Raw genomic sequence first — 25,606 nt, 5'->3', positions numbered from 1 at the left:
AATAAATTATATATCAGTCCGATCGCCATTTTTTTGCGCCGCCAACTTAGCTTTTGCTTGTTGCCAAAGTTGTTCCAACTCTTCTAAAGAATAATCCGAAAGCGGGCGGTCTGTCGCTGCCTCCATTTTCACAATTCTTTGAATAAAACGTTGATTTGTTCCCTGCAAAGCAGCCGCCGGATCTAATTCATACCACCGCGCCAAATTAATAATTACAAATAACAAATCGCCTAATTCTTCTTGTTGCCGTTCCTTACTTTCATGTTGAATAGAATAGCGAAACTCTGCCAATTCTTCATTAAACTTTTCCCAAACATCCTCAATTTTGTCCCATTCAAAACCGACAGCCGCCGCTTTTTGGGAAATTTTCATTCCCGCAGTTAAAGGTGGCAAAGTCCGAGCATAACGACTAATTTTTGCACTAAGTAACTCTTGCTGCTTTAGAGTTTCTCCCTTTTCAGCCGCTTTAATTTGTGACCAATTTTGCCGCACTTCCTCAACACTTTCCACAGCCACATCACCAAAAACATGAGGATGTCTGCGAATTAACTTTTCGGTAATTCCTTCAACCACTTCTTTAATGGTAAATTGTTCAGATTCGCTAGCAATTTGTGATTGTAAAACTACTTGTAACAGTAAATCTCCTAATTCTTCGGCGATCGCACTTTGCTCACCACATCTAATCGCATCAACAACCTCATAAGCTTCTTCAATTACGTAGGGAATTAAAGATTGAGGAGTTTGCGCTAAATCCCAAGGACAACCACCATAAGGCGATCGCAACTGCGCCACCACCTCAATTAACTTTTGCCATGCCACCACCGAATCCTGCGTCATTATCCCCTTCTCCAAAAAGTACAAAACTATAACCGAACAAACTAATCTGACAGCGTAAGTCCTCTGATCTCAATGGAGCATGAAGTCACGGCGTAGGGGTAATTCATGAATTACCCCTACGAGTGCAAAACAGAACAAATTGCTTTAATCCTCTCCCCTGCTCCAAGAACACCTAACTTGCTGGAGTTTCAGGAGATAAAGCAGGCGGAATTTCTTCGTGAGTTACAGTCAAATTTTGCACCACAAACGGCAAATAAGCACCCTTTAAACCCGACTTAATGCGTTCTGGAGTTTCCGCATAAATCACAAACAGTGGATGTATTTTATCAGCACCCTCACTCAAAATATGTTTGTACCGGGAAGGCATCACCCACTCGTAACCATTATCCAAATAAACCTGAGTTTGTCGCCACCGATTTAACAGTTCCGAAAACTCTTCATCAGGACGATGGATGAACACTAAAATTTCTGCACCCGTTTTAATTTTCCATTCCGGGTCACACATTAAAACTGCTACATCACAGGGTAAACAAGTTGCAAGTCGTCCTGGTTTTACTACACCACTATGTTTTGCCGATGTGTTATTTTGACTTAAACGCACGATCGGCAATGGGATAGTGATTAAACTTTCTTGTGGTCGGCGCAGACTAGGAATTAGCTCAAAATAGGGTCGATGTTGCTTCAGTAGCTCGATCGCCCCTATTTGGCTACTATACTCTGCAAGTAACTCTTCGTAATGGAATTGCTGTATCGACATTATCCTAATTGGAACTGCGATGGTTTGCCAAATTCTTCTCTGATTTTAGATAGCCCAAACAAACGGCATCTCTATCGATTAGCCTAACTTATCGAACACTGCAAACATTGGTAGATACATCGACAACAAAATCGAACCCACAATAGCAGCAATACCCACCATCATCAGTGGTTCTAGCACACTTGTTAAAGCTTTCACAGCTTGTTCGACTTCATCTTCATAGAAATCGGCAACCTTCATCAACATTTTGTCAATTTCCCCGGTTTCTTCCCCAATACTGATCATTTGAATTGCCAGAATCGGGAAAACTTTTTCTCGTTGCAAAGCAAGGCTAATCATCCCCCCACCTTGAATTTCTTTTCTCGCCGCTTCGATCGCATTAGAAATAACCACATTACCCGCCGTATCCCGCACAATTTCCAAAGAAGTCAAAATTGGTACACCAGAACGAGTTAAAGTCCCAAAAGTGCGGCAAAAACGCGCCACCGCAGTTTTTTCCGTCAAATCACCAATAATTGGAGCTTTCAGGAAAAACTTGTCCATTTGTAAGTGACCTACCGGAGTTTTGTAATATTGCTTATAGGCAATATTCAACCCTACAATCACACCAATAACAACAAATACCCAGTAATTTCTTTTCGGTTCTGGCAGGAATGGACCCCGAAAAATTTCACTAATTCCCATCATAATTTGGGTAAACAATGGCAATTGCGTTCCCAAATCTTCAAAAATCTTCGCAAAAATTGGTAACAGAAATGTCGTCATCCCAATAAAGATCAGCACAGCCAAACTTCCCACCGCCACCGGATAAGACATCGCCGACTTAATTTGGTTTTGTAGTCTCGCCGCATCTTCTAATAATTTCGCAATCCGGTTTAAAACCTCATCGAGTACCCCACCAACCTCCCCAGCTTCTACCATTGCCACATAGAGGTTATCAAAGCAATCGGGATGTTTTCGCATTGCTTCTGCCAGAGCAATCCCCTCATTTACATCTGCACTAATCCCCACCAAAGCTTTTTTCAACTTCGGATTAGTACATTGTTCAGTTAATACCCCCAAGGCTCTCACCAAAGCCACTCCAGCATTTACCATTGCCGCAAATTGGCGAGAGAAAATCGCTTTATCCTTGACAGTGACCTTCGCCATTGCGGCTTGAAAATCAAAGTCTTTCAAGCTAAAGCTTTTTGCTTCCTTGAGGTCTTGAATTGTCATTCCCTTCTCTCTCAGAAGCGCACGGGCATCCCTGATAGATCCGGCAACTACTTTTTCTTTTTTGGCAACTCCTTGAGAGTCTCTAACTTGGGCTAAGAAAGTAGGCATAGTTAACACCAAACTTTTTGTTTAATTTATTTTTGTTTAGGCGGTAATTGGTCATTGGTAGTTGGTAGTGGGTGTTAGGAGTTAGTAGGACAGTCAAAATGCTTAAATTCTCGCAAGGAAGTAGGCAAAACCCATCACTTAAAACTTTTACCTACTACCTACTACCTACTACCTACTACCTATTACCTAACACCGCTATCCTAACTTAACTTAGTGGGCCGATCCGACTTTTACTCCAGCTGGTGCTGGCCCAATTAACCTTTGTAATTCATCAGGTTTAGAAGATTTACTCATGGCAGCCTCGTAAGAAATAGCCCCTGATTTGTAGTAGTTAGCTAAGGACATTTCCATAGTTTGCATCCCCAATTTACCTCCGGTTTGAATCGCCGAGTAAATTTGGGAAGTTTTGCCCTCCCGAATCAAGTTAGAAATAGCAGGTGTAATCACCATAATCTCCTGAACCATTACCCGACCATATTCCCCTGGTTTAACATTTTGTTTTGGTACCAAGTTTTGGCTGAATACAGCTACCAAAGAGTTAGAAAGCATCGCCCGAATTTGGGGTTGTTGAATTGGCGGGAATACGTCCAACATCCGGTCAATGGTCTGAGCAGCTGAGTTTGTGTGCAGAGTGCCAAATACCAAGTGACCTGTTTCGGCTGCGGAAATTGCCAAGCCGATCGTTTCTAAGTCCCGCATTTCACCTACCAGGATTACATCTGGGTCTTCCCGTAATGCTGCTTTCAAGGCATTAGCAAAACTCTTAGTATCTTCACCTTTTTGCCGTTGGTGAACCAAGCTTTTAATATTGGGAAATACATATTCGATCGGATCTTCCACCGTCAGAATATGTTCGTTTCGCGTGCGGTTGATCAAATCGATCATCGCCGCCATCGTCGTCGTTTTTCCAGACCCCGTTTGTCCAGTCACCAGCACCATGCCTCTCGGTCTTTCGGTGGCTTCCCGCACCACATCTGGCAACCCCAATTTATCGAAATTCGGAATCTTAGAAGACAAAGCTCGCAAACAAGCCGCCCAAGCCCCCCGTTCCCGGTAAACATTCACCCGGAACCGAGCTAATCCTTTCACCCCATAAGCACAGTCTAATTCCCAGTTCTGCTCCAACTCTTTCCGTTGCGAGTTATTGAGCATACTAAAAATTAAGCGTTGACACTCTTCTGCCGTCATCGGCTCCTCGCCCACAGGCCCCAATTTACCACTGACCCGGAAATAGACAGGTGCGCCAGCTTGGATGTGCATATCCGAGCCGCCCATCTCAATTAATTGTTCCATTAAGTCTTCAATCATCATTTCCATCGGCATAAGACTGTCTCCGTTAGCAGTAGATTTATTTGTTTAGTATTCTTAGTTTGCCCAAATAGTTTTGGTCATTTGTCATCTTTCTTTTGTTTTTTTTGCTCATTGCTAGTTGTTCGATGCACCTTTAACCAATGACTCAATGACCAATAACTTAATGATGCTATTCGCTAAACCTGAGTGTTAAGCAGTAAGGACATTCGATCCACTCCTGTTGTAATCCGGCATCACAAACCCGACAGGTAAGGGCGCTCTTGCGTTTGGCTTTTAATTCTGCTTCTAACCCAGAATCAGTAAAGGTAACGCGCTCTACTTCTTCCAAGGTAGTCCGTCCTTCGCGCACCAATTGTAAACTGTATGCCAAAAGTGTAACCATGCCTTCTTCTACAGCCGTTTCTTTGATGCGTTCTGTGGGTGCGCCTTGACTAATTAAAAGTTGCAGATTTTCTGTAACTTTCAATACTTCGTAAACCCCAACCCGACCTTTGTAGCCGACTCCCTTACAAGTTTTGCAGAGGTTTTTATCATTGGGTCTTTCGGCTGGTGGGATGGTATTCGCCTTGTAAATTAACAGGTCTACATCACCCGAAGCAGTTAAACCAAAGCGTGCTAGTTCTTCGGGTGCGGGTGTGTAGGGAATGCGACAATCAGGACAAACGCGCCGCATCAACCGTTGTGCCAATACACCGAGTAAAGCACCAGACACCATGAATGGTTCTACGCCCATTTCATCTAGACGAGCGATCGCACCTGCCGCATCATTCGTGTGTAAAGTGGTTAATACTAAGTGACCTGTTAGAGCCGCTTCGATCGCTGTTTTCGCCGTTTCCTTGTCCCGCGTTTCACCCACCAGAATCACATCAGGATCTTGTCGTAAGAAAGCCCGCAGCGCGTTAGAAAAATCTAAGCCTTTTTCCCGAATTACTTGTACCTGAGTAATCCCAGCCAAAGTGTACTCGATCGGGTCTTCCACCGTACTAATATTTACACCCGGATCGTTCCGTTCTGCCAACACCGAGTATAAGGTAGTTGACTTACCAGAACCCGTCGGCCCCGTTACCAGAATCAACCCAAACGGACGACTAGCCATTTCTCGGACTAACGCCAAACTCTCTTGATTAGTAATTAACTTATCCAATCCCAGCTGGGTTGAGGAATTATCCAAAATCCGCAGCACCACCTTTTCCCCATAGCGGCTGGGCAAAGTATTCACCCGGAAGTCAATCTTACGTCCATTAAACATCCGGCGAATCCGACCATCTTGTGCTTGTCGTCGTTCCGCAATATCCAAATCAGAAATTACTTTAAACCGAGCCGTCACCGCCGGAATAATTTGCTTCGGTAAAGGATCAAAAGCCTGTTGCAACACCCCATCCTTACGGAACCGAATCCGTAAAGTTTCTTCTTGTGGCTCAACGTGAATATCCGAAGCACCTTCCTGCAAAGCCTTAATCAAAATCTTGTTCACCAAGTTAATAATTGGCGCTGATGACTCCTTACCGTCTGCGTCAAGGTCTTCACCTTCTTCGGGTGCTTCTTCTAAACCTTCTATATTCAGATCGTCTAATAAGCCGCTGACATCGGTTTGCTTTTCCCGTTCCCGTTTTTCTAATCTGTCCGCTTCTTCATCTAAATATTTAGTAATCAGGTGTTCATAGTCTTCTCTGGTAATCACCATCCGTTGCAATGCCAAACCTTGAGGCCGTAAAATCCGGTTCAAGTCATCTAAGGCTTCCAGGTCATCAGGGTTGACCATCGCAATCAGCACACTAGGCGGCTGAGTATCATTTTTAGATAAAGGTACTAAACGATAACGACGACAGATATCAATGGGAATTAAGGAGTCAATCAACTCCCCTAGCTGATTAACTGGGACTTCCGTGATTTCTGGATCAAGCGATTCCACACCAAAGAGAATCTTGAGTTCAAACAGCTGCTGTTTCTTGTACTGACGTAACAAGTCTGGGGGCAACTGTCTTCCGGTAAGCGACTCTAGAATCTCGGTTAACGGTCTTCCTGATGAGCGACTTTCGATCATCGCTTGTTTCATTTGCTCAGGATTAACATAGCCCGCTTGAATTAACTTATTGCCGAAGGGCGAAAAGTTTTGGACTATCAGGCCGGTTGAGGTGCGTTTTGGAAATGATGAAGAGTTAGTCATAGCTGATGCAGAAGTTCTCCTTATAGAGTATTCCCAAAAGTTTTTGCCAAATTTTCACCAGACTGTGATTCTCAAATACTGAATTTTCCGATCCGGGGACTCCCAAAAGCAGAAATTGCCGCTTCAGGAAGCTACACTTTTTCCAGGGAATACAGTACAAGTTTTTCAGTCTGAAATTAAGCTAACATCACAAAATTACCCAGTTAATCGGGATTTGCGGTTAGCAGTACCATTTTTCATAGATGAGCCAGTCAAGGGAGGGTATTTTTCTTCTACCTTTCCAAGATGATAGCCTTAACCAATGCTTCAAGTAGAGGCCGATCTCATAGATTTTGTCTATGTTATGTGAATATAAAAATGGTCGTTGACCCACCCACAAGGCTGTAAACAACATGAAGTAGCGGTAAGACGCTGGCGAAGGAAACTAGCGTGAGTAAGGGGGAAGACGCTTTAATTGCAGGTTGGCTATCGTCGTAAATCCAAGGTAAGCGTGTCGTCAAGCAATTTAACTGCCTGCGGAAGCCAAGCAGCCGCCAGGGTTCCTGCATTGACTGGATAAAGGGGGAAACAAGAGAGATGCTACCTAAGACCATCATCGGCTTAAGTGCCCAATACCCTTGTGGTATGCCCAACGTGGCAATAGCAAATGAGACAGGAAGCCTACACTGTATGGCAGGTCAGTGTAGGTAATTCACGAAAGTATTACCTTGTTCTCTTTGAGCAAAGTACAATAATTAAAAGGGATTGACTAGTTCAAGAAATTAGACAACTAGCTATTCAATGGCCAAGAAAAAGTGACCTTTATTACTGTTTTTTTTGTAAAGTTAAGGGGGAGCTAGCGCAAAATCTATTTTTAGAGTAATTAGTTCGCTGTAGCTAGCAGTCTCTTAACTGGGTGAGTGGACGATGATAGAAGAATCTAAACAGACAGAACAAACGGAAAATATAAACGCTAACGTTGCTGAAGAGAACAACAATTCAGCCCGGATGTCAGCTAATCTGGAAACAGAGCTAAACTCGGACGTAGCCACAACCGATGGGAACTCCGTAAGGGAAACGAATTGGGCAGCAGATGCCGCCCAATGGGAAGAAATGGAAGCGGAAATCGCGGCCTTAGAACAGCAAGTGGCTCAGTTAAAAACTCAACTGGAAGAACGTACCAGCCAATATATGCGAATTGCGGCGGATTTTGATAATTTCCGCAAGCGCAGCCAAAAAGAAAAGGAAGAGTTGGATCAGCAGGTCAAGTGTAATACTCTCTCGTCGCTCTTACCAGTAGTGGATAATTTTGAGCGGGCACAAGCTCAAATTAAACCCCAAACAGACGCAGAAAGAAATATTCACAAAAGCTATCAAAGCATTTACAAGCAAATGGTAACGGCTCTGAAAAGTTTGGGAGTATCGGCGATGCGTCCGAAAGGGCAAGAATTTAACCCAAATTTACATGAGGCGGCGATTCAGGAACCAACTAATGAATATCCAGAAGGAACAGTGATTGATGAACTGATTCCTGGGTATTTTTTGGGAGAACGAGTCCTGCGTCATGCAGTGGTGAAAGTTGCTGCTCCTTTTGAGCACATGGTACCCTCAGAGGAAAGTAGAAGCGAGTCACCGGAAAGTTAAGGGGTGTTGGTGATTTTAGATTTGAGATTGTAAATTCAATTGAAAATCTTTAAAATTTCAATCTACCAAACCTAAGTTACAACAAGCCTGAACAGAAGCACTCTTCGAGAAACTGCCGCGAGCTATGGGAAAAGTTATTGGCATCGACCTGGGCACTACGAATAGTTGTGTCGCCTTTCTAGAAGGCGGTCAACCGATCGTCATACCTAACTCAGAAGGAGGGCGAACCACGCCTAGTATAGTGGGATTTGGCAAAGCTGACGAACGGTTGGTCGGTCAACTGGCGAAGCGACAAGCGGTTATGAATGCCGAAAATACTATTTACAGCATTAAACGCTTCATTGGTCGTCGTTGGGATGATACGGAGATCGAGCGATCGCAAGTTCCTTATAACTGCGTTAAAGGGAAAGACGATACGGTTGATGTGAAAGTCCGCTCTAAAGCTTACACTCCCCAGGAAATTTCGGCGATGATTCTGCAAAAGTTGAAGCAGGATGCGGAAAATTACTTGGGAGAACCCGTAGAACAAGCAGTGATTACGGTGCCTGCCTATTTTACAGATGCTCAAAGGCAGGCAACCAAAGATGCGGGGACGATCGCTGGGCTGGAAGTGTTAAGAATTATTAACGAGCCGACCGCTGCTGCTCTGTCTTATGGTTTGGATAAACAAGATGAAGAGCAGTTAGTGCTGGTATTTGACTTGGGTGGGGGCACCTTTGATGTCTCGATCCTGCAATTAGGTGATGGGGTGTTTGAAGTCAGAGCAACATCTGGGAACAACCATTTGGGTGGCGATGACTTCGACAACTGCATAGTCCATTGGATGATTGAGAATTTCCAAGCAACAGAGGGAATAGACCTGAGTGCTGATAAAATGGCGCTTCAGAGGTTGCGGGAAGCGGCGGAAAAGGCCAAAATTGAACTTTCTAGCATGGTGACGACCTCGATTAATTTGCCGTTTATTACGGCAGATGAAAGTGGGCCAAAACATCTGGAAATGTCACTGACTAAGGCGAACTTTGAAGATTTGGTGAGTCATTTGGTGGAAAGCACGATCGAACCAATGAACCAAGCTCTCAAAGATGCCGATTTGAAGGCAGGGGATATCGATCGGATTATTCTGGTAGGCGGTTCGACTCGGATTCCGGCAGTTCAAGAGGCACTAAAATCTTTTTTTGGCGGCAAAACTCCCGATCGATCTGTAAATCCAGACGAAGCTGTAGCTTTAGGTGCCGCCATTCAAGGCGGCGTGTTAAGTGGGGAAGTAGAAGACCTGCTGCTGTTGGATGTTACACCTCTGTCCTTGGGAATTGAAACTTTAGGCGAGGTGTTTACGAAAATTATTGACCGGAATACCACGATTCCGACGAGCAAATCGCAAGTATTTTCTACCGCAACCGATGGGCAAACATCGGTGGAAATTCACGTCTTGCAAGGGGAACGGGCAATGGCTCGTGATAACAAGAGTTTGGGTAAATTCTTGCTCACAGGGATTCCCCCAGCACCACGAGGAGTGCCACAAATTGAAGTGTCGTTTGAGATTGACGTGAATGGCATTCTCAAAGTAGCGGCGCAAGATAAAGGTACGGGTCGAGAGCAAAGCATTCGGATTACTAATACGGGTGGTTTGACGGCTGCTGAAGTGGAACGGATGCGGCAAGAAGCGGAAATGTTTGCTGAGGATGACCGCAAACGCAAACAGTTAATCGAAATGAAGAATCAGGCAGATAGCTTGTTCTATAGCTATGAATCGACAATGAAAGATAATAGTCAATTCATTAGCGACGAAATGCAAGTCTACGCGAAAGAAAGAGCGGCAGAATTAAGAGGAGCGATCGCCGATCCTTACATCTCTTTAGAAGAGATGAAACAATTAGTAGATAGTTTCCAACAACTGCTTTTTGATATTGGTGCAGCGGTATATCAGCAGGCTAACCAAAGTCAAACTGAATTTGTAGATTCCTACTCCGCCTCCGCTGCGGAACCTGTAGATGAAGCAGTAACCGTAGCTAGTGAGGACGAAGACTTCGATTTCAACTTTGAAGATGAAAACACGGTGAGTGCAGATTACGAAGCCGTAGACTAATAGTAGTTTTGAGTTTTGAGTTTTGAGTGAGAGAGTTAAAATTTTCACTTAAAATTCATAACTGAAAACTTAAAACTATCCTGCCACTCAATTCGAGAGTTTTGAGTTAACTACATAACTTAAAACTCTCTGACTCAAAACTCATAACTTAAAACTTAAACCTGTACCAGTCCTCTATGTCCACCGATTATTATGAAACTCTAGGTGTTGCTCGCAACGCCGACCAAGAAGAAATCAAGCGAGCCTACCGCCGTCTGGCTCGTAAGTACCACCCAGATGTGAACAAAGAACCAGGGGCGGAAGACCGCTTTAAAGAAATTAACCGAGCTTACGAAGTGCTTTCCGAACCAGAAATGCGGGCGCGTTACGATCGCTTTGGTCATGCCGGAGTAGAAGGCGCAGCAGCACAAGGCTTTCAAGACTTTGGCGACATGGGCGGTTTTGCCGATATTTTTGAAAGTTTCTTCAGCGGATTCGCGGGTCAAAGCGGCGGCGTAGGCGGGACTCGCACTGGGCGACGACCCACAGGCCCCGCTAGAGGTGATGACCTGCGATTAGATTTAAAATTAGACTTCCGCGAAGCTGTGTTTGGCGGTGAGAAGGAAATTCGCATTTCTCACCTAGAAACCTGTGAAACTTGCAGCGGTACAGGTGCTAAACCAGGGACTCGACCTCGGACTTGTGCTACCTGTACAGGTTCCGGTCAAGTACGGCGAGTGACACGCACTCCTTTTGGCAGCTTTACTCAAGTTTCCGTCTGTCCTACCTGTAACGGTAGCGGTCAGGTGATAGAAGATAAATGTGAAGCTTGCGATGGTCGGGGTCAAAAGCAAATTACTAAAAAGCTGAAAATTACCATTCCCGCTGGTGTGGATGATGGCACTCGTCTGCGTGTTGCTTCTGAGGGCGATAGCGGTCAACGAGGTGGCCCTCCGGGTGACTTGTATGTATATTTGTTTGTCAACGAAGACGCAGAGTTTAAGCGGGAAGGAATTAATATCCTGTCGCGGATTGAAATTAGTTACTTACAGGCAATTTTGGGAGGTCGGCTGGAAGTCAATACAGTGGATGGCCCACAGGAGTTGACGATTCCCCCCGGTACGCAGCCAAATACAGTTCTAAAATTAGAAAATCGGGGTGTACCAAAGTTAGGCAACCCAGTGAGTCGGGGCGATCACCTGATTACTGTGGATATTGAAATTCCTAACCGAATCACTCCAGAGGAGCGGGAATTGTTAGAAAAGTTGGCTAAAATTAGGGGCGAACGCACTGGTAAAGGCGGTATAGAAGGATTCTTTGGAAATATTTTCCACAAATGAGTAACCCTGCCCTATCAACCCCGGATGCCCAGCTAGACCTGCGAGGCACTCCTTGTCCAATTAATTTTGTCCGCACGAAACTGCGCTTGGAGCAAATGGCTCCCGGTTCTCTGTTGGAAGTATGGTTAGATCCCGGAGAACCGATCGAGCAAGTTCCTGATAGCCTAACGATGGCAGGTTATCGCATTGAACAAATAGAAGACCGGACTGGTTTTTTTGCCATTTTAGTCCGGCGACCTGCGAGTTGACCGTGAGTGCCGCAGATGACGATAACGCAGTTTCTCCGCTGTGGGGAACTGTGTTAGCGGTGCAGGCGAATTTTTATCGGGTGAAGCTGGGAGATGGGGAGCAGGGGAGCAGAGGGGCAGAGGGGCAAGAAAATTCTGTAGGGGCAATTCATGAATTGCCCCTACAAAACTCTCCTAGTCCCCAGTCGCCAGTCCCCAGTCCCGAATTACTATGTACCCGTAGGGCGAGGTTGAAGAAAATCGGTCAGCAGGTGATGGTGGGCGATCGCGTGGAGATTGAAGAGCCTGATTGGGCGGGGGGACGGGGTGCGATCGCGCAGGTTTTGCCTAGAGAGACAGAACTCGATCGTCCTCCGATCGCGAATGCCGATCAAATTATCTTAGTTTTTGCTTTGGCAGAACCAGATTTAGAGCCATTTCAACTGAGTAAATTTTTGGTGAAGGCGGAGTCTACTGAGTTGGAGGTGAGTTTGTGTTTGAATAAGAGCGATTTGGTGAGTTTGGAAGTACGAAAAGCTTGGCGCGATCGCTTATCTGCTTGGGGTTATGAACCAATATTTATTAGTGTTTATGATGGCAGCGGTTTAGATGAATTAACTGCTAAATTAAACAATAAAATTACAGTTTTGGCTGGGCCTTCTGGGGTAGGAAAAACGAGTTTAATTAATTATTTAATTCCTGGTTTGGAACAGCGGGTGGGTGAAGTTTCGGGGAAATTAAGTAAGGGAAGACATACTACTCGGCACGTTGAATTATTTGAGTTACCAAAGGGCGGTTATTTAGCAGATACTCCGGGTTTTAATCAGCCGGATCTTGATTGTAGTCCAGAAGAATTAACGCAGTATTTTCCTGAAATAAGAGAGCGTTTGGCAGAAAATAATTGTCAGTTTAATGATTGTTTACATGGTGATGAACCAAATTGTGCAGTGCGGGGAGATTGGGAGAGATATGAGCATTATTTGGAGTTTTTGGAAAGTGCGATCGCACACCAAGAACATTTAAATCAACAATCCGATCCTGATGCGGTTATGAAAATGAAAACTAAACGCAAAGGTGGGAGTCAATATGAACCGAGATTAGAAGCGAAGAAATATCGGCGCACTTCGCGGAAAACTCAACAGCAAAAGTTGTTGGAGTTGTATGAAGATACGGATATTTGATACTCAAGTGGGGTTGATTAATCTCTTTTTTTTGAACCGCGAAGGACGCGAAGGACGCGAAGAGAAGAAAAGGAAAAGAGATTAGTTAATACCAAATCCACTGAATTTGCTGCTTTTTTGAACCACGAAGACACGAAGAACACGAAGAAGGAAGAGGAAGGATATCAAGGGAGTTGCTAACCCGGATTTGGTATTAGTCGGTTGTTGGTAAGAAATCAGAATCTAGAGATTGTTCTGGTGTATAAGGACAATCTTCGGGAAAAGTTGCTAATGGCAAACCTGTTTCATCTGCTGCTTGTTCACGAGCATTTTTGTAACACTCAGCAAATATTTCTGACAAATAAGGTTTTAAACTTGGGGAATCATGCAAATCATCGTTGATGCGTCGGCGATGTTCCCGAATACTTCCTCGCCAACTACCACTGCGAAATTCTGGTTGATATTGCCATTTGAGAAGATGGAGCAGAACTACTATCAGATTGTTTTTTAAGCTTTTCCGCTCCCGTTTTGACATATCTGCAATTTCTTCAATTAAATTTGTCCAATCTACATTGGCATAATCTTGATTCTGCAATTGTTCTACTGTGGTTTCAACCCAGTTGACAAAATCATTTTCATAGAGGCTTTTTTGATTAGCTTGAATCTCGGTTGTCATGATTTTGTATCCTCTTGAATTGAGCCTTGCTCATTTTAAGTCTGCTAGTTCGCGGTTAGATATTAGGATTAATTCTATAGCTTCTTGTAAACTTTCTCTTGCTTCTTCCAAAGTTTTTTCTTGTACATTGGCACCGGATAACTCTTCAACATAGCCAATATACCAATCGTCTACTTTTTCAAAGATTGCAGTAAATGTGTTTGACATTGCTAAATGTTTTACAAAAATAGTGTTTTTATTTTCTCACTTGGTAGGTTATGGCGCTCTGGTGAAAATAAATAAGGGCGATTAGCTATATCGTCCTTATCTTCAGTATTTCTGTAACCAGAATCAAGAATTTAAGTTTATCTCACCAATCTATCTATAATGCTTCGGGCGCAGGCATAAAGTTCTCGCTCGTTATTATCCTTAGCAAGTAAGGCAAAGACGTGCCATTCATCGGGTGTAATACGCAGGTACTCACCTGGCTTATAATTGTCTGCTGATGCGCGTATTTTTAGTGAACCATGCGACTCTAACTTGATTTTGAGGTAGCGTTTGCGATAGCCAGTAAAGCGAACCTTAACTTTCCAAAGACGGCTGTTGCTGTCCTGTATCAGCACCGAACCAAAATCTTCTTTACCACCGTGCCATGCCTCATTCCACAAATCTTCGGCAACCTTACCAAATTTATAGAGCGTGACTATATCTGTTGGGTTCATCTTTTCATCCCTAATTTTCAATGGTGCTACATCTTATAGTTCCCTAAATCGATCGGCAAATTACCAAATTTCTACCATCAATTGATCAACGTACTGAAAATCTGAATCACGGGATACCAAGGTTAACTGATATTGCATTGCAATAGCAGCAATCCAAATATCATTTTCAGGAATAGGTCGCCCTTTCTGTCGTAAAAGATTCTTAATTTGCCCGTACAGTAAAGCTGTCACTGCATCGCAAGCAAGAATAGTGTAGCGGGGAATAAATTCATCTACCCGTGTAATATTAGCTGTTACTCGCCCAGACTTGTAAGCACCATAATAGAGTTCACCTATTACGATGCTTGGCACAAATATTGCCTCAGCTTCAGTAAAGCGTGTTTGAACTGAACTTTCTCCTTCAAGGAAGGCAACAACTATATTTGTATCTACCAAAAACCTACCATTCATTCAAATCCACCTTCCCGCAACCTTCCTCAATTGCCTCCAACATCTCTTTTGCTTCTTCAGGCGAGAGAGTACCAGCAAATTGCAAAAGATCCTTACCAGGAACACCAACAGGCATTGTACCTGCTAAAGATTTAGCAAAGTTAAGAACTTGAATTTGTTGCTGCAAAGTTAATTTTTCTAGTTGTACATGAATTTCCTTTTCAATCAATGGATTAATCATCGTTCAATTTCCTCCTTATCAAACTGTAACACCTTCCAATTCTTCATCCGTCAAATCGTACAACTCGCGCAATTTTTGCAATTTATCTTGACTCGGTTGCCAAAAACCACGCCCATTCGCCTCTAACATTCTGCCAATAATATTGCGGAAAGCTTCGGGATTTGCTTTGCGTAATTTCTCCGCCATTTCTGCATCTAAAGCATAAGTTTCCGCAGCTTGATCGTAAACCCAATCATCAGTAAAATCAGCAGTACCACCCCAACCAATTAATGCTGTCATCCGTTGGGAAATTTCATAGGCACCACCACTACCTTGATCTGCCATTGCTTGTGCCCATTTGGGATTTAATAATTTTGTGCGATACTCCATTCGCAGCAAATCTTCTAAATTTCGCGGAGTTGTATCTTTAGAAAAACTTTCCACAAAACTAGCACTAACCTTTTTTCCTCGTTGTTTTTCCGCCGCTTTTTTCAATCCGCCAGTGTTGGCGTAATATTCCTGAATGTCAGTCAAACCATATTCAACGGAATCGATTTGTTGCACAACTCTTTCGGTTGTTTGTAGCAATTGATTGAGGATTTCGGTTCGCGCTTCTCCTTTATCTTTTCTGCCAAAACTGAAAGCATTTCGCCCTTGCCAAGTGTTCGCTAATTCATCGCCTGTTTCCCAATTTGAAGCAGTAACTTGATCGTTTACTAACGAACCATAATCACCCGCAGGATTAGAAAATAAGCGTGCAGTGGCATTTTCTACACCTTGTTTTTTCAATGCTAAAGCGTGTTTGCGGATAAAGTTTTGCTCTTCTGGTTCATCTGCATCAGCTGCACGTTGAAACAAATCATCTAAAAGTTCGATAATATTCACAAAACTATCGCGGAAAATACCGGAAAGATTTGCTAATACATCAATTCTGGGATGTCCGACTTCTGCTAATGGTTTTAATTCGTAACGAACTATTCGCCCAGTACCTTCTTTTATTGGTTCAGCACCTACTAATTCTAAGAGAATTCCTAGAGATTCACCTTTAGTTTTAATGGCATCTAATCCCCACAACATTACTGCTATTGTTTCAGGATATTGTCCATTTTCTTTGAGGTTTTGGGCGATGATTTTTTGACCAATTTCTCGCCCTCTTTCATAAGCAGCAGGTGAAGGCATTCTGTAAGGATCTAAAGCATGAATATTTCTGCCTGTTGGCAAAACTCCCGCACCATCACGCAATAAATCACCACCGGGCGCAGGGGGAATATATTCACCATTTAATCCCCGCAATAAGTTAGTTAATTCGTCTGTTGTTTGCATCAACAACTCCCGAATTTGTGAAGCTTCTGGACGGGCAGGATGCCCATCCCACAATTTTTCTGTCTCACGGGCAAGATGCCTATCCCACAATTTTTCTGTTTGTTGTGGGATAGGTGTCTCACCTGTCCTTTCTTCCCCAAAATAAGCATTTAAGTAAGATGTCATTTCCTCTTCGTTTGGCGGTTCTCCTAAAACGTGCAAACCGGAAGAAAAGAGGCGATTTTCCAAAACTTGCAAATATTCGTAAAGCTTCACCAAATAATGATTAAAAACATCGGCGCTAAACATTCTGACGTTTTCAGGGGTGAAGGCAATTCCTAATTTTCTTGCTTCTTCTAATGGGCAATCTGCATCTAAACCAGTATCGACAATCTTTTTACAAATTGCTTCTTTGAGAACGTAATTCTTTTGTGGATCTTCCCGATATTCGGAGATTAAATCGCGCAAATTGACTAGTTCTTTGTACAATCCTGCACGCCCGTAAGGGGGAACGTTGTGAGAAATTAGTACGCCGTAACCGCGCCGTTTTGCTAACATTGATTCGGAGGGATTGTTGGCGGCGTATATATATAGATGGGGGAGATTTCCTAAGAGAATATCTGACCAAGAATAACCTGTATTTCCTAATGGCGATCCGGGCAACCATTCTACTGTGCCGTGCATTCCGAAATGGACGATCGCATCCCCCTCAAACTCATTCTGCAACCACTTATAAAATGCTGCATATTGCGGATGTGGCGTTAAATCTTTCTCAAACATTAACCGCATTGGATCGCCGGAAATCCCTAAAGGTGGTTGCACGCCAATCCAAATATTTCCTAATTGTACGCCACCAATTTGATATTCATCTTCATAAGTTTTTATCCCGGTTTCGGTGAGAGATTTCCATTGTTTTTCGATGCGATTTGTTAACAAATATCCCAACCATTTTTCTAAAACGCTAACATGAACTTTATTCGCGTGAATAAATTCTTCCCGACTCACCTTTTCGGTATCTGCTTCTTTGACTAAGTTAATTAACTCTTCGCCATCTTCGGGAATGTCTCCCACATTATAACCTTCTGCTTTAAGTGCGTTTAGGAAGTTAATTAAACTTTTGGGGACGTTCAATAAAGCAGCGGTTCCTACTGCGCCATATCCGGGCGGGAAACCATATAAAATGATGGCGATTTTCCTTTCTGATGGGGGTTTTTGCCGTAAGTTAATCCATTTTTTCAGTCTTCCGGTGAGGCGTTTTACTCTTTCGGGAATTAGGTAAATGTCTTCTCCGACTAAACCGCCGAGGGGTACAGGATCGATCGCCCCATCCAACTCAGGAAGCGCATACAAAACTACACTTTGTAACCCGCCAACTCCTTGACGAGTCCAAGAATGAATGTCTTGAATTAACAACGGTGCTGATACAATATAAGGTACATTCTTCGCAGTTAAAATGCGTTTTGCTACCTCTACTTGTCGTCCCGCTTCCATTGAACCAGCAGGCCCTCCAACTAACGGAAATCCTATAGTAGAAACGATCGCATCAACTTCTACTGCTTCTTCTGATAAGGAAGGAGTTTCGATTTTTCCCTGCTTTCTTTGGGCGGTTTCGTAAGCGGTTGTCATCCAATCTCTTACCGCAACATGACCTTCTACGCCGTTAATAAAAATGGGTAAAGGTATTAATCCTGCTTTTTCAAATTCTCTAATTAATTGGGGAATGTAAGGTTGTTTAGTAATAACGTGCTTGCGATAAAGTAAGATTCCTACTATTGGTTTTGTATTTGTAGGACAGGCATCTTGCCTGTCAGATTTTGGAGAATTTGTATTTGTAGGACAGGCATCTTGCCTGTCAGATTTTGAAGAATTTGTATTTGTAGGACAGGCATCTTGCCTGTCAGATTTTGAAGAATTTGTATTTGTAGGACAGGCATCTTGCCTGTCAGATTTTGGAGAATTTGTATTTGTAGGACAGGCATCTTGCCTGTCACTATTATCTAATGACAGGCAAGATGCCTGCCCTACAAGATACCAATCAATATATTGGCGTGGTGATGTGAAATATCCTTGGTAATCTGGGTGTAATAAACCCATGTTTGGGGTTTCTATTGGTGGGGGGATTTCGCCAACTTTTAACCCTAAATATTTTTCTGCTATTGTCCAAAACATTGCGGAAACATTTTCGGTTCCGCCAGCGTTCCAATAACCGTAAATAATTAACCAGTTGCGTAAATCTTGGACTTTTTGTACGGGGACATATTTTAATAATTTTGGCCCAACTTTCAAAAAGCTGATGTAACCTGCGAGTTTGTCTTCTTCTCGCCCATTGCTGAATTTGTCTAAAATAAATTTAACTGGTTTGGGCATTCCTTTGGGTTTGTCGCCAATTTTGAAAGCGCCAATTTGAGTTAAACTCATTAATTCTAAAGCTGACTCGAAAACTAAGCGAATCGGAATGTTTTTAACTCTTTCTTGTAACCATAAAACTTGGTCATAATCAAATATTAAACTGCCAAAAAAGACATCTGCCCCTTGTAATGCTGCTTCTACTTTATCAGGTTCGGTGGTTAAGGCGCGATCGCTAAACACCCGAATATCTAACTCAGGACAGCGTGCAACAGCTAACTGGGCAGCTTTGCGGTACAATTGGGCGTTGAAAGATTCAAACCCAGCAATCAGAACTATGCGTTTCATGACTCAAGCTGAAAAAGTTTCTTTATCTTTCGATCATAAAGCGATCGCCCGGTAAATTTAAAATAGTTCCTGATTTTGAAAAAAAAACTAGGAAAAATGTGTAAAACAGGTAAATCTGTGGGAAAACTGCTGTAAGCTGGAAAATTAATCATTTAAAACTGCTGAATTTTCTGCTCATCCTATTTGCCAAACTCTATGAAATCAATCTCAATCATCCAATTTGTCAAAATTAGCCTACCGACAGCGATTTTTGCCTCGCTAGCACTTATTTCTAGTTGTTCTTCCACTAATAACTCCCAAAAAGTAGAAGCTCAAACTGCGCCAACTCCCACTCAAACAGTCTCAGCTACAACTAAATCAACTCCCACTAAAAAACCTGCTAATTCTAATGTAGTTTCAGAAGTTGCTTTGGCGAATCATTTAAAACAGAAAGGTGCGAAAATGTATAGCACTTTTTGGTGTACAACTTGTAATTGGCAAGAGCGACAATTTGGCACGCAAGCAACCCAAGTTATTAAAGCAAGTGTGCGTGTTGAATGTGACCCTCGTGGGAAAAATCCTCAAACGGAACTTTGCGACAAAATTGATATTAGAATTTTACCTACTTGGCAAATTAATGGCAAGTTATATGAAGGTGCTATGCCTTTAAGAGAACTGGCTGATATTTCTGGTTATTCCGGCCCTCGCAACTTTAAAACTTCAGGAAATTAATTATGACACTGAGCAAATGGTTTACAGGAAAATTCACTAAACCTAAATTTTCCGCTTGGTTATTATTTGGGTTATTGTTTGGACTCACAATATTGGTAATTTTAGCCAGTAAATTATTTAGCGAAAATGGTATATCAGAAACGATCGACAATTTCATTTTAGGTATAGGCGATCGCTATCAGCAATGGTTCAGCGAACAAAACACCAATAATCCCTTAGTTTTATTTTCTCTCTCCTTTGCTGGGGGTTTAATTGCCAGTATTTCACCTTGCATTCTTTCTTTGCTTCCGATTAATCTCAGCTATATTGGCACCCGTGAAATTAAATCTCGTTGGGATGCTTTTTTCAAAGCCGGAGCATTTGTTTTAGGTGTAGTAACAATGCTCAGTTTATTTGGAATCTTATCTTCTTTTGCCACAATTATTTTACTTAAATATCGAGGTTTTGTCCAGTTATCTGTGGGATTGTTCATTGTTTTAATGGCACTTTCCCTATTAGGAATTATCCGTTTACCATTGCCCCAAACTAACTTTAATATTCCCATTCTTGGAGCTTATGGAGTTGGTTTAACCTTCGCTTTAGTCAGTTCTCCTTGCACTAGTCCGATCATGTTTGCTGTATTAGCTGCTTCCTCTGCTACGGGTTCACAATTGCAAACAACTTTAGCAATGGTTTTTTATGCTATAGGTTACACAGCAGTAATTTTCTTCGCTAGTTTGTTCGCAGGTTTAGCAAAACAAACTCGCGGTTTATTGCAATATTCCGAAAAAATTACTCACCTTGGTAGTTTGGCTTTAATATTAATCGGAGCCTACTATTTAATTGATGGAATTAGTTGGATTGTTTCCACAATTAAACTTTAACCAGTTAACCAATAAGCTGTTAATCATTTTATAATACTTAAAGGATTTTCTAAGTACGTTGTTACGCTGTCTTCGCTCTTATTAGCGAAGACAGCGCAACAACGTACCTCTGTAAGTGATAGGATATGCAGCAACAGCAATTAGATGCGATCGTAATCGGTAGCGGCATTGGCGGGTTAACCGCAGCCGCTTTACTGGCACGTTATGGCAAAAAAGTCCTAATTTGTGAAAGTCACGCCATAGCGGGCGGTGCAGCCCACAGTTTCACCCGCAAAGGTTTTCATTTTGATTCTGGCCCATCTTTTTATTGTGGTTTAAATCATCCAAAAAGTCTGAATCCTTTAAGGCAAGTTTTAGCAGTTTTAGGTGAATCTTTGCCCACAATTAGTTACGATCCTTTGGGGCATTATCATTTTCCTGAAGTTACTTTTCCGGTTTATAGTAACTCGGAACGTTACCGAGAGGAATTAGCGAAAATTACGCCGCAAGGTGCAGTTGAATTAGCCAGATTTGAAAAACGTTTGTTATCTCTCTATGAAGCTTTAAAAGATATCCCAACCATAGCTTTAAGGGCAGATTTACAAATGATTCCGGTTTTGTTGGTCAAATATTTACCTTCTCTATTCAAATTGTTACCCCATTTAGGAATTATTCAAGGTTCCGTTGGTAACATAATGAATCAAGAAGTAACAGATCCTTGGGTGAGAAGATTAATTGATTTAGAATGTTTTTTACTTTCTGGGCTAAAAGCTGAAGGAACGATCGCCCCAGAAGTCGCTTTTATGTTGGGAGAACGTAACAATATTGGAGTTGATTATCCTATTGGCGGAAGTGGGGCAATTATTGATGCTTTAGTTAGAGGTTTGGAACGTTGGGGCGGTCAAATTAAATTAAATGCTCATGTTGAGCAAATACTTTTGGAATCGGGGAAAGTTGGCGGCGTTAAGTTGCGAAATGGGGAAGTTATTAAAGCAGGAATTGTAATTTCTAACGCGACGATTTGGGATACTTACACTAAGTTATTGCGTGCTGAAGATTTACCAGCAGATTATCGGCAAAAATCCTTACAAATTCCGGCAGTTGATAGCTTTATGCACTTACATTTAGGGATTCGGGCAGAGGGTTTGGAAGATTTAACTGGTCATCATGTAGTTGTTCACGATCGCAACAAAGATATTACGGAACCTGGGAATACTTGTATGATTTCGATTCCCTCGGTTTGGGATGCAAATTTAGCACCAGAGGGACATTATGTGGTTCATGCTTATACTTTGGAACCTTTCGAGAATTGGCAGAGGGATTCTCATTATTTGGAGAGGAAAAAAGAGCGATCGCAATCCCTATTCTCCGCCTTAGAAAAAATCATTCCCGACTTGCGCGATCGCATCGTTTTAGAATTAATTGGTACACCCTTAACTCATAGCTATTACTTACGCCGATATCAAGGAACTTATGGCCCTGCAATTGCCGCAGGTAAAGGCACATTTCCCAGTTTTAATACTCCGATTCCCGGATTATATCGCGTTGGCGATAGCACTTTGCCGGGGATTGGTGTTCCCGCTGTTGCTGCTTCCGGTATTTTATGCGCCAATACTTTGGTTTCTCCCCAACAAAATGCCGATTTGCTAACTGAAATTTACCGTTAATTGAAAGTGAAATTTCTACTTTTAAGTTAACATCTGCGAAAAGATAGATTCTTTTTATTCCTATTAACAGATCCCAGGTTGATAGGAAAAACGTTATCCCAGATAGAGGAGTAATTGGAATAAGAATAATGAATTTACCAGGAACCTCTGTATCTGTTTGGATGGATACCACAGAAACTACAAATTTTCCACCTTTAGGGGGTAACATTTCTGTCGATGTTGCTATAGTTGGTGGTGGAATTACTGGGTTAACAGCTGCTTTATTGTTGAAGCGTGCAGGGTTAACTGTGGCAGTTTTAGAAGCAGGAAAAATTGGCAGTGGTGTGACTGGATATACAACTGCACATATTACGGAAGCTGCTGACGAACGCTACAAAAATATGATTTCTTCTTTGGGGGAAAGTGATGCAAAAATAGTAGCGGAATCTAGTCGAGTGGCGATCGAACGTATTGCCGAAATTGTTGCCCAAGAAAAGATTGATTGCGACTTTCAAAGAGTACCAGGATATCTTTACACCGAAAATACTCAAGACATTTCGGAAATAGAACAAGAAGCAGAAGCAACACAGAAATTAGGGATCAAAACTTCTTTAACTACTGATGTACCGTTACCAATTTCCGTAAAAGCTGGACTGTTATTTCCCAATCAAGCACAGTTTAATTCTCTGCAATATTTACAAGGATTAGCAAAATCTGTGAATGGTCACGGCAGTTTTGTTTTTGAAGAAACGCCTGTTACTAAAATCAACAGTAATCCGGTTAATGATGTTTACACCGAACATGGAATTGTGGCAGCTAAAAATGTAATTATTGCCACTCACACACCAATTCATAACCTTTCAAGTCTGCCAGATTTGTATGTAATGTCAACCAAAATTGCCCCTTATCGTTCTTATGTAATTGGGGTAAGTTTGCATTCTCCAGCACCCGTAGGACTGTTTTGGGACACCGATTCACCCTATCATTATACCCGCAGTTATGGAAACATTTTAATTGTCGGAGGTGAAGATCACAAAACCGGAGAAGAAGTCAATAATCAGCAGTGTTACGAACAGTTAGAAACTTATGTAAAAGCTCGTTACAATGTGAAATCAATTGACTATCATTGGTCATCTCAACTTTATGAACCCGCCGATGGTTTGCCTTACATTGGTAAAACTGCTGCTAACAATAACATTTATGTTGCTACTGGTTATTCAGGTAACGGCATGACTTTCGGTACTATTGGCGGAATGTTGCTGAGTGACTTAATTTTGGGTCGGGAAAATCCTTGGACTAAACTTTACGATCCTAACCGGGCAAATCTTTTAGCTGGCGTGCAAAGATTCGTTACGGAAAATGTGGGTGTTGCCAAACATTTTATTGCTGACAGGTTTAGATCTGATGTTAAAGAACTTTCCCAAGTGCCAATAGGTGAAGGGAAAATTGTTGACATTGATGGTAAGAAATATGCAGTTTACCGCGATGAAAGAGGTGATTTGTGTTCTTTATCACCTGTTTGTACTCATGCGGGTTGTATTGTTAACTGGAACAATGCGGAGAAAACGTGGGATTGTCCTTGTCATGGGGGACGTTTTAGTACTACAGGTGAAGTGTTAAATGGCCCACCAATTACTGATTTAAATCAAAAACCTCTTCCTACTAGCAATGCAACTAAAGGTTGAGTTAGAATTTGGGCGTTTTCTACCCGTAGGTTGATAAAGCAAAAACTGGTAATTGTTAACCTGAAACATAACTGAGAGTGCAGAATTTTGCATCGGATGGGAGTTTTTTCGCTGTGTCCCATTGTTGTGCATCGAAGGAGAGCGACGGCAGATGTACAAACGGTGTAAAAATGCCAAAGATTAAAGGGCGGTGTGGAGTTTTTGTCGCTTCCTCCACTTAGTTATTACTGGCGAGGAAATTAAAGTTTCCCTCAGAGCGATCGCCAGTAGTAAACGCTCTATATTACTAGTAATTAGTTGGTTATTTTCCAAGTTTAAAATGCACAATTTTAGTTTTGGGTTGCTGTCAATTTAGGGTGCAAATCTTTCAGGATTCTCTAGGAGAATACTATGCAAACGAAGGAACAATTACAACCACCTCAACATCAGGATCAACAACCGGGAATTGAGTCAGAAATGACTCCGAAACCAAAATCAGATGATCCTAAATATCAAGGTAGTGGAAAATTACTTGATAAGGTAGCTTTAATTACTGGTGGTGATAGTGGAATTGGTCGTGCAGTTGCTATCTTTTTTGCGAAAGAAGGTGCAGATGTGGCGATCGTCTATTTGAACGAACATGATGATGCTAAGGAAACACAAAAACTGGTAGAACAAGAAGGTCGTAAGTGCATAACGATCGCAGGTGATATCGGCGATGAAAAGTTCTGCCAAGAAGCAGTACAAAAGACAGTTGATGAGTTAGGAAAACTCGATATTCTGGTCAATAATGCTGCTGAACAACATCCTCAACAAAGCATAGAAGATATTACTGCCCAACAGTTGGAACGCACTTTCCGCACCAATATTTTCTCAATGTTTTACCTATCCAAAGCTGCACTGAAGCATCTCAAAGAAGGCAGCGCCATCATTAATACTGCTTCCGTTACCGCATATAAAGGTAATCAACAATTGCTAGATTACTCCTCAACTAAAGGAGCAATTGTTGCCTTTACGCGATCGCTTTCTCAATCCCTAGCGGAAAAGAAAATTCGCGTTAACGGTGTCGCACCCGGCCCAATTTGGACACCATTAATCCCCGCAACTTTCCCAGAAGATAAAGTTGCCAGCTTTGGCAAACAAGTACCCATGCAACGCCCTGGACAACCAGAAGAAATCGCCCCTTGCTATGTATTTTTAGCATCAGATGACTCTTCTTATATGTCTGGTCAAATCTTACATCCAAATGGCGGCGAAGTTGTCAACGCTTAAACTAATTTAACTCTCAATCTCTCCTACTTGTTGAGTACTCATTGTAGGGTGCGTTAGCGAAAGCGTAACGCACCATTTCTCTAAGAAACGGCACAAAGAAACCCGGTTTCGCAGAAGTTACCGGGTTTCTGGGGTGTATTGCTGTAAGTCTCTTCATTAATTAACTAGCAGCAGAAATCTCTTTCTCTAACTTGCTTTTAGCTTCTTGAAACTCCTTAGCCAGTTCCTTCATTTCTTGTTCATCCATGCTATCACTTACAGAAGGTAAAATTTCGCTTTCTTCTTCCTCAACGTGATGCTGAACAGCTTCTCTTAATTCCTCAATTTTAGCTTTGAACTCTGGATCGCTAGGACTCATGGATTTAATTTCTTCCAATAGTTCCCTAGCTTCAATATGCTCCTCTTCAGCTTCCTCTACCATATCATGTGTTTCATCATAATTCCGCATACTTGGGTAGAGGGTTAACTCTTCAACTTTCGCGTGTAAAGTTAACTCAGTGTAAATTTGGTCAAACAAGATTTGCATTTCTTCCGAGTCTTTAGCCTTCTCCATTTCGGAGAACAAAGACTCGACTTTGCGATGATCGGATTTGATTAATTCAATAACATTCATTGCCATTTCTCCGAGAAATAAAGTAT

The 25,606-nt window shown here is 42.2% G+C and carries 22 protein-coding genes; 10 read left to right on the top strand and 12 right to left on the bottom strand.

All coding sequences use genetic code 11. From position 1 onward, the window contains the following. Positions 1 to 6: 6 nt before the first annotated feature. The 5 genes from mazG to ACE1CC_RS26845 form a co-directional block, all read right to left on the bottom strand. Complete coding sequence (gene mazG / locus ACE1CC_RS26865) at positions 7 to 837, bottom strand: nucleoside triphosphate pyrophosphohydrolase (RefSeq protein ID WP_413273501.1); 831 nt, start codon at positions 835 to 837, stop codon at positions 7 to 9. A 172-nt stretch (positions 838 to 1,009) separates the two neighbouring features. After that, positions 1,010 to 1,594, bottom strand: a complete 585-nt coding sequence (locus tag ACE1CC_RS26860; protein WP_413273500.1) for a hypothetical protein — start codon at positions 1,592 to 1,594, stop codon at positions 1,010 to 1,012. Positions 1,595 to 1,672: 78 nt separating this feature from the next. Next, entirely contained in the window at positions 1,673 to 2,917 is a 1,245-nt protein-coding gene (locus ACE1CC_RS26855; RefSeq protein ID WP_413273499.1) for a type II secretion system F family protein, read from the bottom strand. Positions 2,918 to 3,127: 210 nt separating this feature from the next. Continuing rightward, on the bottom strand, positions 3,128 to 4,234 hold the full coding sequence (locus ACE1CC_RS26850; RefSeq protein ID WP_413273551.1) for a type IV pilus twitching motility protein PilT: 1,107 nt from the start codon (positions 4,232 to 4,234) through the stop codon (positions 3,128 to 3,130). A 163-nt stretch (positions 4,235 to 4,397) separates the two neighbouring features. Continuing rightward, the gene (locus tag ACE1CC_RS26845) at positions 4,398 to 6,395 is read right to left on the bottom strand and encodes a GspE/PulE family protein (RefSeq protein WP_413273498.1); all 1,998 of its coding nucleotides are present in this window, start codon (positions 6,393 to 6,395) and stop codon (positions 4,398 to 4,400) included. Positions 6,396 to 7,301: 906 nt separating this feature from the next. On the opposite strand from ACE1CC_RS26845, the gene grpE reads away from it, so the two are divergent. From grpE to rsgA, 5 genes are all read left to right on the top strand, one after another. Beyond that, a complete protein-coding gene (grpE, locus tag ACE1CC_RS26840; RefSeq protein ID WP_413273497.1) occupies positions 7,302 to 8,018 on the top strand; it encodes a nucleotide exchange factor GrpE in 717 nt (238 codons plus the stop codon). A 124-nt stretch (positions 8,019 to 8,142) separates the two neighbouring features. Further along, the gene (gene dnaK / locus ACE1CC_RS26835; protein WP_413273496.1) at positions 8,143 to 10,104 is read left to right on the top strand and encodes a molecular chaperone DnaK; all 1,962 of its coding nucleotides are present in this window, start codon (positions 8,143 to 8,145) and stop codon (positions 10,102 to 10,104) included. 176 nt (positions 10,105 to 10,280) lie between these two features. Continuing rightward, positions 10,281 to 11,423: a molecular chaperone DnaJ gene (gene dnaJ, locus ACE1CC_RS26830; protein ID WP_413273495.1), complete on the top strand. Its 1,143-nt coding sequence runs from the start codon at positions 10,281 to 10,283 to the stop codon at positions 11,421 to 11,423. Next, a complete protein-coding gene (locus tag ACE1CC_RS26825) occupies positions 11,420 to 11,671 on the top strand; it encodes a sulfurtransferase TusA family protein (protein WP_413273494.1) in 252 nt (83 codons plus the stop codon). The genes dnaJ and ACE1CC_RS26825 overlap by 4 nt, the downstream gene beginning before the upstream one ends. Positions 11,672 to 11,673: 2 nt before the next feature. After that, the gene (rsgA, locus tag ACE1CC_RS26820) at positions 11,674 to 12,831 is read left to right on the top strand and encodes a small ribosomal subunit biogenesis GTPase RsgA (RefSeq protein ID WP_413273493.1); all 1,158 of its coding nucleotides are present in this window, start codon (positions 11,674 to 11,676) and stop codon (positions 12,829 to 12,831) included. A 193-nt stretch (positions 12,832 to 13,024) separates the two neighbouring features. Here rsgA and ACE1CC_RS26815 read toward each other — a convergent pair whose 3' ends face one another. The 6 genes from ACE1CC_RS26815 to ACE1CC_RS26790 form a co-directional block, all read right to left on the bottom strand. After that, positions 13,025 to 13,486, bottom strand: a complete 462-nt coding sequence (locus ACE1CC_RS26815) for a DUF29 domain-containing protein (protein WP_413273492.1) — start codon at positions 13,484 to 13,486, stop codon at positions 13,025 to 13,027. Positions 13,487 to 13,516: 30 nt separating this feature from the next. Continuing rightward, the gene (locus ACE1CC_RS26810) at positions 13,517 to 13,693 is read right to left on the bottom strand and encodes a type II toxin-antitoxin system HicB family antitoxin (protein WP_413273491.1); all 177 of its coding nucleotides are present in this window, start codon (positions 13,691 to 13,693) and stop codon (positions 13,517 to 13,519) included. A 137-nt stretch (positions 13,694 to 13,830) separates the two neighbouring features. Then, a complete protein-coding gene (locus ACE1CC_RS26805) occupies positions 13,831 to 14,187 on the bottom strand; it encodes a hypothetical protein (protein ID WP_413273490.1) in 357 nt (118 codons plus the stop codon). A 60-nt stretch (positions 14,188 to 14,247) separates the two neighbouring features. Next, a complete protein-coding gene (locus ACE1CC_RS26800) occupies positions 14,248 to 14,637 on the bottom strand; it encodes a type II toxin-antitoxin system VapC family toxin (protein WP_413273489.1) in 390 nt (129 codons plus the stop codon). Then, positions 14,627 to 14,857 (bottom strand): hypothetical protein, encoded by a 231-nt coding sequence (locus tag ACE1CC_RS26795; RefSeq protein WP_413273488.1) that lies wholly within the window; start codon positions 14,855 to 14,857, stop codon positions 14,627 to 14,629. The genes ACE1CC_RS26800 and ACE1CC_RS26795 overlap by 11 nt, the downstream gene beginning before the upstream one ends. A gap of 18 nt (positions 14,858 to 14,875) precedes the next feature. Continuing rightward, positions 14,876 to 18,832, bottom strand: a complete 3,957-nt coding sequence (locus tag ACE1CC_RS26790) for a cobaltochelatase subunit CobN (RefSeq protein WP_413273487.1) — start codon at positions 18,830 to 18,832, stop codon at positions 14,876 to 14,878. A 195-nt stretch (positions 18,833 to 19,027) separates the two neighbouring features. On the opposite strand from ACE1CC_RS26790, the gene ACE1CC_RS26785 reads away from it, so the two are divergent. The 5 genes from ACE1CC_RS26785 to ACE1CC_RS26765 all read left to right on the top strand — a co-directional run bounded on the left by ACE1CC_RS26785 (position 19,028) and on the right by ACE1CC_RS26765 (position 24,967). Then, on the top strand, positions 19,028 to 19,543 hold the full coding sequence (locus ACE1CC_RS26785) for a hypothetical protein (RefSeq protein WP_413273486.1): 516 nt from the start codon (positions 19,028 to 19,030) through the stop codon (positions 19,541 to 19,543). A 2-nt stretch (positions 19,544 to 19,545) separates the two neighbouring features. Then, entirely contained in the window at positions 19,546 to 20,406 is an 861-nt protein-coding gene (locus tag ACE1CC_RS26780; protein ID WP_413273485.1) for a cytochrome c biogenesis protein CcdA, read from the top strand. A gap of 125 nt (positions 20,407 to 20,531) precedes the next feature. After that, positions 20,532 to 22,052 (top strand): phytoene desaturase family protein, encoded by a 1,521-nt coding sequence (locus tag ACE1CC_RS26775; RefSeq protein WP_413273484.1) that lies wholly within the window; start codon positions 20,532 to 20,534, stop codon positions 22,050 to 22,052. Positions 22,053 to 22,180: 128 nt separating this feature from the next. Continuing rightward, a complete protein-coding gene (locus tag ACE1CC_RS26770) occupies positions 22,181 to 23,716 on the top strand; it encodes an FAD-dependent oxidoreductase (RefSeq protein WP_413273483.1) in 1,536 nt (511 codons plus the stop codon). 390 nt (positions 23,717 to 24,106) lie between these two features. After that, positions 24,107 to 24,967, top strand: coding sequence for an SDR family oxidoreductase (locus ACE1CC_RS26765; RefSeq protein WP_413273482.1), 861 nt, complete (start codon positions 24,107 to 24,109; stop codon positions 24,965 to 24,967). Between the two features lie 160 nt (positions 24,968 to 25,127). Here the strand turns inward: ACE1CC_RS26765 and ACE1CC_RS26760 are convergent, their stop codons facing one another. Then, complete coding sequence (locus ACE1CC_RS26760; RefSeq protein ID WP_413273481.1) at positions 25,128 to 25,580, bottom strand: hemerythrin domain-containing protein; 453 nt, start codon at positions 25,578 to 25,580, stop codon at positions 25,128 to 25,130. Between the last annotated feature and the right edge of the window lie 26 nt (positions 25,581 to 25,606).

Origin of the sequence: Floridaenema aerugineum BLCC-F46 (genome assembly GCF_041929345.1) — a bacterium.
In the GTDB taxonomy this organism is placed as follows: Bacteria; Cyanobacteriota; Cyanobacteriia; order Cyanobacteriales; family Aerosakkonemataceae; genus Floridanema; species Floridanema aerugineum.
The sequence above is the reverse complement of the archived record's forward strand: the minus strand, read 5'-3'. Positions and strand labels throughout refer to the sequence as shown.